Raw genomic sequence first — 10,804 nt, forward strand, 5'->3', positions numbered from 1 at the left:
CCCCGTCAGGGGCGCGGGGAACTGCGCGACAAGCCCCCACCGGCCCGCAGCCGACGCACCACCCCCAGGGGTCCGGGGCCGAAGCCCCGAGCGCCTCGGCTGCAGGCGCGTCGTGGCTGAGCGCGCAGTTCCCCGCGCCCCTCACGGGGCGCCCTCGCACCAGCCAAACGTGCGCTCCACCGCCTTCCGCCACTGGCGATACTCCCGCTCGCGCGCCTCCGTCGCCATCCGGGGCCGCCACGAGGCGTCCGGCCGCCAGTGCGCCCGCAGTTCGTCCAGGTCCTGCCACACGCCCGTGGCCAGCCCGGCCGCGTAGGCCGCGCCCAGGCACGTCGTCTCGGAGACCACCGGCCGGATCACCGGCACCCCCAGCACGTCCGCCTGGTGCTGCATCAGCAGCGAGTTGACGGTCATCCCGCCGTCCACCTTCAGCGCCGTGATGGGCACCCCGGAGTCCTGCACCATCGCGTCCACGACCTCGCGCGTCTGCCAGCTCGTCGCCTCCAGCACGGCCCGCGCCAGGTGCGCCCGGGTGACGTAGGCCGTCAGACCGGTGATCACCCCGCGGGCGTCCGGGCGCCAGTACGGCGCGTACAGGCCCGAGAAGGCCGGCACGATGTAGGCGCCGCCATTGTCCGGCACGCTCGCGGCCAGCGCCTCGATCTCGTCCGCGGACCGGATCAGGCCCAGCCGGTCGCGCAGCCACTGCACCAGGGAACCCGTGACGGCGATCGACCCCTCCAGGCAGTAGACCGGCGCCGCGCCGCCCAGCCGGTAGCCCACCGTCGTCAGCAGCCCGCTCTTGGACGGCACCGGCCGGGAGCCGGTGTTCAGCAGCAGGAAACTGCCGGTGCCGTAGGTGTTCTTGGCCTCGCCCACCCCGAAGCAGGTCTGTCCGAACACCGCCGCCTGCTGGTCGCCCAGTGCGGAGGCCACCGGCACCCCGGCGAGCCGGCCCACGGCCCGGCCGTACACCTCGGCGGAGGAGCGGATCTCCGGCAGCACCGCCTCGGGGATCCGCATCGCCTCCAGGATCGCGGGGTCCCACTGGAGGGTCTCCAGATCCATCAGCAGCGTGCGCGAGGCGTTGGTGACGTCGGTGACGTGCACCCCGCCATCCGTGCCGCCCGTCAGGTTCCAGATCAGCCAGGAGTCGACGGTGCCGAAGGCGATCTCGCCGTTCTCCGCCCGGCGCCGCAGCCCCGGCACCCGGTCCAGCAGCCAGGCGGCCTTCGGCCCCGAGAAGTAACTGGCCAGCGGCAGGCCGGTGGTCCGGCGGAACCGGTCCTGCCCCTCGGCGCCGCCCAGTTCACGGCAGAGCGCCGAGGTGCGGGTGTCCTGCCAGACGACGGCGTTGTGCACCGGTTTGCCGGTGGCGCGGTCCCACAGGACCGTCGTCTCGCGCTGGTTGGTGATGCCCAGCGCACTCAGCTCGTCGGCCCGCAGCCCCGCGGCGGCCAGCGCCCCGGCCACCACGGCCTGGACCTTCGCCCAGATCTCCGCCGCGTCGTGCTCCACCCAGCCGGGCTGCGGCAGGATCTGGCGGTGCTCCCGCCGGTCGACGGCGACCACCGCACCCCGGCTGTCGAAGACGATGCAGCGGCTGGAGGTGGTGCCCTGATCGATCGCGGCGACGTACGGGCCCGTCATGACCCCTCCCGGAGAGCGGCGCGGCAATGGCACCGCGCAGTGTTCTGCGGGCCCGCTGGAGCGTCAAGGCCGGATACGTCAGGAAACGGGGAAGTCGAAGTACGTGTCGGGAAACGGCTCGTTCCGCAGCGTGTAGTGCCACCACTCCTCGGCGAGGTTGACGAAACCCGCGCGCTCCATCGCGGACTTCAGCAGCAGCCGGTTCGCCCGCTGCCGGCCGGTGACGCGCGGGTCGAGGGTGTGGGCGAGCGTGTCGAAGCAGTCGTAACCGGTGCCCATGTCGACGGAGTTGTCGGGGAAGCGCTGGGCCTTCGGCGCATAGCAGGGCACGAGCGGCTCACCGGGCACGTACGGGCGCGTCGGACGCGCCGGGCGGCGCACGACCGTCAGGTCCATCGTGCTGCCCCGGCTGTGCCCGGACTTCGCCGCGATGTAACCGTCCTCGAACAGCCGGGACTTGTCCACGCGCGGATAGAACTCGCCCTTCATCCGCACGTCGTCCAGGTCCCTCGCCCACGCCACGAAGTCGTTCACCGCCCGCTGTGGCCGGTAGCAGTCGTAGACCTTGAGCGTGTACCCCGCGGGCCGCAGCCTGCGCTGCACCCGGTGCAGGGCCTCGGCGGCCGGGCGGGTGAGGATGCAGCGGGGCCGCAGGTAGCCGTCGACACGATGGCCGGTGAAGTTGTGCACCGTGGCGTAGCGGATCTCCTGGACGATCGTGGGGTCGACGTCGGCGAGTTCGACGAAGCCCCTGGGCAGGTGCCCGGCCGGCGCCGCCTGCGCCGTTGCCGGAAGGAGCACGGAGAGGAACAGCACCAGAGCTGCGAGGGCGACGGACAGTCGCGGTACGGTCGGCATGCTCATTTCAGATACCAGGGTCCACGGTGCCGGGGGAAGCATCCGGCACACCCCGGAACCGCACCGGGTACGCCGGTTCCGGCATCCCCTCCTGCCCCACCACCACCGACCCGTCACGCCACTTCGTCGTGAAGCGCACCACCTCCGCCGCCCCTCGGCCGGGCTCCGTGTCGACGACCAGCACCCCGCCGCCCGTGCGCCCCGGAGCCGGCGGCCACACCTCCAGCTCCACCCGCCCCTCGCCGCCGGAGGCGACCGGCACCACCGAACCCGCCCGCACCAGCACCGGGATGCGCGACAACGGGGCGTCCAGCAGCACCTGACCCGGCCCCTCGTGCGCCCGCCCCGTCGCCACGTCGTACCACCGCCCGCGCGGCAGCCGCACCGCCCGCCGGTCCGCACCCCGCTCCAGCACCGGCGCCACCAGCAGCGCATCACCCAGCAGGAATGCGTCCTCGCAGTCGCGCAGCGCCCGGTCCTCCGGCGAGCGCCACCACACCGGGCGCACGTACGGCGCCCCCGTGCGGTGCGCCAGGTGCGCCAGCGTCACGAAGTACGGCAGCAGCCGCATCCGTTCCCGCAGCGCCGCCCGCGCGTGCTCCAGCACCTCCGGCCCGAACTCCCACGGCTCCCGGCGCCCGGCCGTCATCGCCGAGTGCGTGCGGAACAGCGGCAGGTACGCGCCCAGTTGGAACCAGCGCAGGTACAGCTCCGGCGACGGCCACCCCGTGAACCCCCCGACGTCCGGCCCCGAGTACGGCACCCCGCACAGCCCCAGCCCCAGCACCAGCGCGAGCGACGCCCGCAGCCCCGGCCAGCCCGTCGCCACGTCGCCCGACCACGTCCCGCCGTAGCGCTGCATCCCCGCCCAGCCCGAGCGCGAGAAGAGGAACGGCCGCTCCCGCGGCCGCAGCCGGCACAGCCCCTCGTGGCCCGCCCGCGCCATGCACAGCCCGTACACGTTGTGCGCCTCGCGATGGTCGCCGCCCCGGCCCTCCAGCGCGTGCCGGGCCGAACGCGGCAGGGACGGATCGCCGAACGGGGCGAACGAGACCGGCTCGTTCATGTCGTGCCAGAAACCCGAGAAGCCCTGCGCCAGACGTTCCGTGTAGAGCCCGCCCCACCAGGAGCGCACCTGCGGGTCGGTGAAGTCCGGAAAGACCGACTCGCCCGGCCACACCTCGCCGCGCACCTCCCGCCCCTGCGCATCCTTCACGAACGCGCCGGCCGCCGCCCCCTCGTCGTACACCGCCAGCCCCGGCTCGGCCTTCACCGCCGGGTCCACGATGGACACCAGCCGCACGCCCTGCGCCCGCAGGTCCGCGGCCAGCCCCGGCAGGTCCGGGAACCGCTCGCGGTCCACGGTGAAGACCCGGTGGCCCCGGTAGTGGTCGATGTCCAAGTGCACCGCCGACAACGGCAGATCGCGCTCCCGGTACCCGGCCGCCACCCGCCGCACCTCGCGCTCGCTGCCGAACCCCCAGCGGGCGTGCTGCGGCCCCAGCGCCCACGCCGGCGGCAGCGCGGGCGCGCCCGTCAGCGCCGCCCACCCGTGCAGCACCCGCGCCGGGGTGCCCACCAGCACCCACGAGCGCACCGGCCCCCCGTCCATCCGCACCTCGCACCGCCCCGGCCGGTCGTGCCCGGAACCCGCCCCCTCCTCGCCCTCCCACAGCGCGACCCTGCCGTCCCAGGAGTTGTCGTGGAACACCAGGTGCGTGCCCGCGTCCGCCACCACCAGCTGCACCGGCATCGTGATGTACAGCGGATCGTCCCCGGGCTCGAAGGCGCCGCCCGGATCGGTGTTCCACAGCCGGTACGAGCCCTCCCGCAGCCGCGGCCCGGCCGCCCGGCCGCCCAGCCCGAAGAACCGCGCGTCCGCCGCCACCTCCGACCGCTGCACCCAGCGCGCCGCCCCCCGGGGGTGTCCGGGGATCACCGGCTCCCACCAGCGCGGCGGCAGGTCCCGGCGCAGCACCACCCCGCCCGGCGTGCGCACCTCCACCGCACCCCGCCGCGAGACCGCCACCAGCACCCGCTCCGACACCACCCGCCAGCCGCCGTCCGTGTCCGGCTCCAGCACCGCCCGCTCGTCCGCCTCCGGACACGCACCGGCCAGCGCGTACGACGGCTCCGGCCCGGCCCCGTCCCAGCCGCAGAACACCGCACCCCCCGCCGCCACCCGCACCCGCAACGACGACCGCGCGAACCGCACCACCCCGCCGCCCGGCCCGGGGTCGGCGCCCAGCGCCTCGCCGGGCACCCGCGCCCGTTCCCCTCCCGGCCGCGGCAGCGCCGCCGCATCCGCCTGCCGGTGCCGCCACGCCGAGCGCAGGGACCGCAGCCCCTGCGCCGAACCGACCGCCCTCACCGTTCGCACCAGGTCACGACCGTCCATGCTGCTCACCCTGCCACCGCCGCCGCCGGGACCGTGCTCCGTTCAACTGCCGTTCACCCCCTCCGGACCCGGTGTCCGACGCGTGCCCGAACGACACCCCTGGTGCCCGAGTCGATCACATGGCATCGTCCTGGACAGCCGCGTCGCGCGCATACCCCGCCCGTGCGCGCGCAGACGCCCACGACGCGTACAGCCGGGAGCAGCCAGATGACCACCGCACCGCAGCAGTCCGCCGACAGACCCGAGCCCCTGTGGCGCCCCGGCGAGGACCGCATCGCCCGTGCCCAGGTCACCCTCTTCCACGCCTGGGCCGCACGCGAGCACGGCGCCCCCGCCCCCGTCCCCGGCGACCCCGCCGCGAGCTACGCGGCCCTGCACCGCTGGTCGGTGGACGAGCTCGAGCGCTTCTGGCAGGCCCTGGCCGAGTGGTGCGGCGTGCGCTTCTCCACGCCCTGCGAACGCGTCCTCGCCGACCGCGGCATGCCCGGGGCCGTCTGGTTCCCCGGCGCCACCCTCAACTACGCCGAACACGCCCTGCGCACGGCCGAGGACCCGGCCCGCGCCGACAAGCCGGCCCTCCTGCACGTGGACGAGACCCACGAGCCGCAGGCCGTCACCTGGGCCGAACTCCGCCGCCAGGTCGGCTCCCTGGCCGCCGCCCTGCGCCGCCTCGGCGTCCGCCCCGGCGACCGGGTCAGCGGCTACCTGCCCAACGTCCCGCACGCCGTCGTCGCCCTGCTCGCCACCGCCGCCGTCGGCGGCGTCTGGACCTCCTGCGCACCGGACTTCGGCGCCCGCAGTGTCCTCGACCGCTTCCAGCAGGTCGAGCCCGTCGTCCTGTTCACCGTCGACGGCTACCACTACGGCGGCAAGCGGCACGAGCGCACCGACGTCGTCGCCGAACTGCGCGCCGAACTCCCCACGCTGCGCGCCGTCGTGCACATCCCGCTGCTCGGCACCGCCGCCCCCGGGGGCGCGCTGGAGTGGGACGACCTCACCGCCGCGGACACCGAGCCGGTCTTCGAGCAGCTCCCCTTCGACCACCCGCTGTGGGTGCTGTACTCCTCCGGCACCACCGGCCTGCCCAAGGCCATCGTCCAGTCCCAGGGCGGCATTCTTCTCGAACACCTCAAACAGCTCGCCCTGCACTGCGACCTGGGCCCCGGCGACCGCTTCTTCTGGTACACCTCCACCGGCTGGATGATGTGGAACTTCCTCGTCTCCGGCCTCCTCACCGGCACCACCGTCGTCCTCTACGACGGCAGCCCCGGCCACCCCGACACCGCCGCCCAGTGGCGCATCGCCGAACGCACCGGCACCACCCTCTTCGGCACCTCCGCCGCCTACGTGATGGCCTGCCGCAAGGCAGGGGTCCGCCCCGGCCACGACTTCGACCTCTCCCGCGTCGCCTGCGTCGCCACCACCGGCTCGCCGCTGCCGCCCGACGGGTTCCGCTGGATCCACGACGAGGTCTCCCCGGACATGTGGATCGCCTCGGTCAGCGGCGGCACCGACGTGTGCAGCTGCTTCGCCGGCGCGGTGCCGACCCTGCCCGTGTACGTCGGCGAACTCCAGGCCCCCTGCCTGGGCACCGACCTCCAGGCCTGGGACCCGCAGGGCAGACCCGTCGTCGACGAGGTCGGCGAGCTCGTCGTCACCGCCCCCCTGCCCTCCATGCCCGTCCGCTTCTGGAACGACCCCGACGGCAGCCGCTACCGCGACAGCTACTTCGAGATGTTCCCCGGCGTCTGGCGCCACGGCGACTGGATCACCCTCACCTCGCGCGGCACCGTCGTCATCCACGGCCGCTCCGACTCCACCCTCAACCGGCAGGGCGTCCGGATGGGCTCCGCCGACATCTACGAGGCCGTCGAACGCCTCCCCGAGATCCGCGAGTCCCTCGTCATCGGCGTCGAACTGCCCGACGGCGGCTACTGGATGCCCCTCTTCGTCCACCTCGCCCCCGGCGCACAGCTGGACGACGCCCTCCTCGACCGCATCAAGCGCACCATCCGCGAACAGCTCTCCCCGCGCCACGTCCCCGACGAGGTCATCCAGGTGCCCGCCGTCCCGCACACCCTCACCGGCAAGCGCATCGAAGTGCCGGTCAAGCGGCTGCTGCAGGGGACACCGCTGGAGAAGGCGGTCAATCCGGGCTCGGTCGACAACGTCGGACTCCTGGACTTCTACGAGCAGTTGGCGCGCGAACGCCGCGGCTGAGCCGGTTGTCAGTACCCCTGGTTACGGTGAGTGAGTAGGTGTCACTCGCATCGAGGGGGAGATGACGGACATGACGCACCAGGGCAAGGACAGGAACCGACAGCTGCTGAGCAGGGAAATCACCGGCACAGTGGCAGTGCTGGCCGACGAACGCGACTTCGCCGCCATGAGGCGGTACAGAAGCTTCCCGTTCTTCGACGACCACACAGCGTATCTGCGGCAGATGGAAAGGCTGCTGCGCACCCGCACCGCCCGGGGCACGCACACCAGCGTCGCCCTCTTCGACCCCGCCGGGTACGAGGAGTTCTGCGCGGAGGAGCACCTCGACCCGGACACCCCCGCCAGCCGCAACCGCTACACGGCCGAGGTCGCGGCGGCGGGGACCACCGTCGCGTACGAGGGCCAGCCCATCCGCCGCCTGCTGCCCCGCCTCGTCGACGAGACGGCGCAACAGGCCACTTGGGAGTACGCCTCCGACCTCCTCGCCCGCTCCGGCGGCTGCACCTCCTGCGGCGAGGACGCCGGCCAGGCCGCCTTCGCCCGGGCCACCCGCGCCCTGCGCAGGATCGTCGAGGCCTTCGGATGGGGCAGACGGCACCACCTCGTGTGCACCGTCCCCGGCCCGGGCGGGGTCCCGCTCGTCGGCGTGCTCGATGTCGACGTCACCGCGGACGGCACCGTTGAACTGGGCGAGGCGGACGCCCTGGTCTTCTGCACCGTCGTCGCGGCCGGCCTGACCGCGGAGCGCCCGGGCGCGATCGTCCTGCGCACCCTCGCCGTCGGCGTGGAGAGGGTCTGCGGCTGGGGCATGGCGGACGGCACCCTGAAACCGCTGACCGAGGGCGAGGTCTTCGCCGCCTACTGCACCGACATCGTCACGGGCGAGCCCGTACCGCCGGAGCACGGAGTCGTGTACACGGAAGCACCGGAGATCGACCTCGAATGACGAGAAGGGGTGCCCCACCACACCAGTGGGGCACCCCTTCAACGGTCATGCAACGGTCACAGCCGGCTCACTCGCCGGACAGCACCGCCTGCGCGGCAAGCCGCGCCTCTTCGGCCGTGTCCGTGGCCCGCGCCGCCGCAGCCGCACGCTCGCACTGCGCCAGCGTGTGCTTGGCCAGCGCGGCCCGCACATACGGAATCGACGCGGCGCCCATGGACAGGCTCGTCACGCCCAGACCCGTCAGCACGCAGGCCAGCAGCGGGTCCGAGGCGGCCTCGCCGCACACGCCGCAGCTCTTGCCCTCGGCCTTGGCGGCCTCCGCCGACACCGCGACCAGGTCGAGCAGCGCCGGCTGCCACGGGTCCTGCAGCCGGGAGACGGCACCGACCTGACGGTCCGCGGCGAACGTGTACTGCGCAAGGTCATTGGTCCCCAGCGAAAGGAACTCGACCTCCTGCAGGATCGAACGCGCCCGCAGCGCGGCGGACGGAATCTCCACCATCGCACCGAACTTGGCCTGCAGACCGGCCTCCCGGCACGCGTCCGCGAACGCCTTCGCATCCGTGCGGTCGGCCACCATCGGAGCCATGACCTCGAGGTAGACCGGCAGCCCCTCGGCCGCCTTGGCCAGCGCGGTCAGCTGCGTGCGCAGCACCTCCGGGTGGTCCAGCAGCGTCCGCAGACCCCGCACGCCCAGCGCCGGGTTCGGCTCGTCGGCCGGCGTCAGGAAGTCCAGCGGCTTGTCCGCGCCCGCGTCCAGCACCCGCACGACCACACGGCCCTCGGGGAACGCCTCCAGCACCTTGCGGTACGCCTCGACCTGCTTGGCCTCGGACGGCGCCTGCTTGCTGTCGTCCAGGAAGAGGAACTCGGTACGGAACAGACCGACGCCCTCGGCACCCGCCTCGACCGCCGCCGGCACATCGCCGGGGCCGCCGACGTTCGCCAGCAGCGGCACCTTGTGACCGTCCGAGGTCGCACCCGGACCGGACGACGCGGCCAGCGCGGCCTTGCGCTCCTCCGCCGCCTTCGTCAGCTCGGCACGCTTCTCCGGGCTCGGGTCGACGAAGATGTCGCCCGTGCTGCCGTCCACCGCCACGACCGTGCCCTCGGCCAGCTCGCCCGCGCCCGGCAGCGCCACCACGGCCGGAACGCCCAGCGCCCGCGCCAGGATGGCGCTGTGGCTGGTCGGCCCGCCCTCCTCGGTCACGAAGCCGAGCACCAGCGTCGGGTCGAGCAGCGCCGTGTCGGCCGGCGCCAGGTCGCGCGCGATGAGCACGTAGGGCTCGTCGCTGTCCGGCACACCCGGCATCGGCACGCCCAGCAGACGCGCGACGATGCGGTTGCGCACGTCGTCCAGGTCGGCCACCCGGCCCGCCAGGTACTCGCCGGCATTGGCCAGCAGCGCACGGTAGGCGGCAAAGGCGTCGTACACCGCGCGCTCGGCGCTGCTGCCGACCGTGATGCGCCGTTCGACGTCGGCCATCAGCTCGGGGTCCTGCGCCATCATGGCCTGGGCCTCCAGCACGTGCTGGGCCTCGCCACCGGCCAGGTTGCCGCGTGCAATGAGGTCGGCGGCCACAGCCTCCACGGCCTGGCGCGCGCGCCCCTGCTCGCGCTCCGCCTCCTCGGCCGGGATCTGCTTGGCCGGCGGTTCCAGAACCGCCGTGCCCATGTGCCGCACTTCGCCGATCGCCACACCGTGGCTCACGCCGACGCCTCGCAGCGTTGTCTCCATTTCACCCGTCTCCGGTTGATGCGGCGGATCCGGCCGCCGCAGTGGATGTCGTACGTGCCGTCCCCATGCCCGTGCGGGCGGGACGGAATCGGCTCACTGCCAGCTGAAGAGCTCGTCGCCGGTCTTGACGTCGCCGTCCTCGCGCACGCCGCCGAGCGAGTCGGCCGTGGCCTCGAGCGCGACGATCGGACAGACCGGCGACTTGCCGGCCTCTTCGACCGCGACCGGGTTCCAGCGGATGACGGCCTGTCCGCGCGTCACGGTGTCGCCCTTGTTGACGAGCAGCTCGAAGCCCTCGCCGTTGAGCTGGACGGTGTCGATGCCGAGGTGCGTCAGCACGCCGTGGCCCTCCGCGTCGACGACGACGAACGCGTGGGGGTGCAGCGAGACGATGACACCGTCGACGGGAGAAACGGCCTCGCCCGGCTCACGGACCGGGTCGACGGCGGTACCGGGGCCCACCATCGCGCCGGAGAACACCGGGTCGGGCACTGCCGCGAGTCCGATGGCGCGTCCGGCGATAGGGGACGTCACGGTGGTCATGGGAAGCCTCCCAGGGATGGAGAATCATCACGCGCCGTCACTACCTGTCCTGGACGGCGCACTGACTCAGCAGCCTAAGTCATAGGAACTGAGGGTTCCGCACGAGCGAGCACCCCCTGTGACACCCCGTCGCCCATCGCGGTCCGTAATCGATTTGCCTCGCCCCGACGGGAGCTGTACTGTCGGGTCCCTGCCCACGACCGAGGCCCGCAGACATCTGCAGGCAAGGCGAGGGCGGCACTCCATCGGATACGATCCATTCCGGATCTGCTGCTGTGTGCCTGCATGTCTTTTTGGATATGCGGAAAACGGCGGTGGTGAAGGGGCCGGAAAAGTCCTGATAGAGTCTGAATCACCGAAGGGAAGCGCCCGGAGGAAAGCCCGAGAGGGTGAGTACAAAGGAAGCGTCCGTTCCTTGAGAACTCAACAGCGTGCCAAAAGTCAACGCCAG

7 protein-coding genes are annotated in these 10,804 nt (G+C 73.0%); 2 read left to right on the forward strand and 5 right to left on the reverse strand.

Annotated elements, in window-relative coordinates; genetic code table 11:
- Positions 1-141: 141 nt before the first annotated feature.
- The 3 genes from glpK to ACWD4B_RS33415 form a co-directional block, all read right to left on the reverse strand.
- Positions 142-1,650: a glycerol kinase GlpK gene (gene glpK, locus ACWD4B_RS33405; protein WP_451424292.1), complete on the reverse strand. Its 1,509-nt coding sequence runs from the start codon at positions 1,648-1,650 to the stop codon at positions 142-144.
- A 78-nt stretch (positions 1,651-1,728) separates the two neighbouring features.
- Positions 1,729-2,508, reverse strand: coding sequence for a M15 family metallopeptidase (locus tag ACWD4B_RS33410; RefSeq protein WP_451424297.1), 780 nt, complete (start codon positions 2,506-2,508; stop codon positions 1,729-1,731).
- Positions 2,509-2,515: 7 nt separating this feature from the next.
- Entirely contained in the window at positions 2,516-4,906 is a 2,391-nt protein-coding gene (locus ACWD4B_RS33415; protein WP_451424293.1) for a glycoside hydrolase family 31 protein, read from the reverse strand.
- A 207-nt stretch (positions 4,907-5,113) separates the two neighbouring features.
- On the opposite strand from ACWD4B_RS33415, the gene ACWD4B_RS33420 reads away from it, so the two are divergent.
- Both ACWD4B_RS33420 and ACWD4B_RS33425 read left to right on the forward strand, forming a co-directional pair.
- A complete protein-coding gene (locus ACWD4B_RS33420; RefSeq protein ID WP_451424294.1) occupies positions 5,114-7,126 on the forward strand; it encodes an acetoacetate--CoA ligase in 2,013 nt (670 codons plus the stop codon).
- A gap of 61 nt (positions 7,127-7,187) precedes the next feature.
- Entirely contained in the window at positions 7,188-8,072 is an 885-nt protein-coding gene (locus ACWD4B_RS33425) for a hypothetical protein (RefSeq protein ID WP_451424295.1), read from the forward strand.
- Positions 8,073-8,139: 67 nt separating this feature from the next.
- Here the strand turns inward: ACWD4B_RS33425 and ptsP are convergent, their stop codons facing one another.
- Positions 8,140-9,810: a phosphoenolpyruvate--protein phosphotransferase gene (gene ptsP, locus ACWD4B_RS33430; protein ID WP_336417061.1), complete on the reverse strand. Its 1,671-nt coding sequence runs from the start codon at positions 9,808-9,810 to the stop codon at positions 8,140-8,142.
- Between the two features lie 93 nt (positions 9,811-9,903).
- Positions 9,904-10,353 (reverse strand): PTS sugar transporter subunit IIA, encoded by a 450-nt coding sequence (locus ACWD4B_RS33435; protein ID WP_451424296.1) that lies wholly within the window; start codon positions 10,351-10,353, stop codon positions 9,904-9,906.
- Positions 10,354-10,804: the final 451 nt, after the last annotated feature.

The organism is Streptomyces sp. NPDC002536 (assembly GCF_053594995.1).

What these genes read in the sequence shown, in the direction of transcription:
- glpK (WP_451424292.1), bottom strand. Translation starts at nt 1,650, where the DNA reads ATGACGGGCCCGTACGTCGCCGCGATCGATCAGGGCACCACCTCCAGC.
- ACWD4B_RS33425 (WP_451424295.1), top strand. Translation starts at nt 7,188, where the DNA reads ATGACGGACATGACGCACCAGGGCAAGGACAGGAACCGACAGCTGCTG.
- ACWD4B_RS33420 (WP_451424294.1), top strand. Translation starts at nt 5,114, where the DNA reads ATGACCACCGCACCGCAGCAGTCCGCCGACAGACCCGAGCCCCTGTGG.
- ptsP (WP_336417061.1), bottom strand. Translation starts at nt 9,810, where the DNA reads ATGGAGACAACGCTGCGAGGCGTCGGCGTGAGCCACGGTGTGGCGATC.
- ACWD4B_RS33410 (WP_451424297.1), bottom strand. Translation starts at nt 2,508, where the DNA reads ATGCCGACCGTACCGCGACTGTCCGTCGCCCTCGCAGCTCTGGTGCTG.
- ACWD4B_RS33435 (WP_451424296.1), bottom strand. Translation starts at nt 10,353, where the DNA reads ATGACCACCGTGACGTCCCCTATCGCCGGACGCGCCATCGGACTCGCG.
- ACWD4B_RS33415 (WP_451424293.1), bottom strand. Translation starts at nt 4,906, where the DNA reads ATGGACGGTCGTGACCTGGTGCGAACGGTGAGGGCGGTCGGTTCGGCG.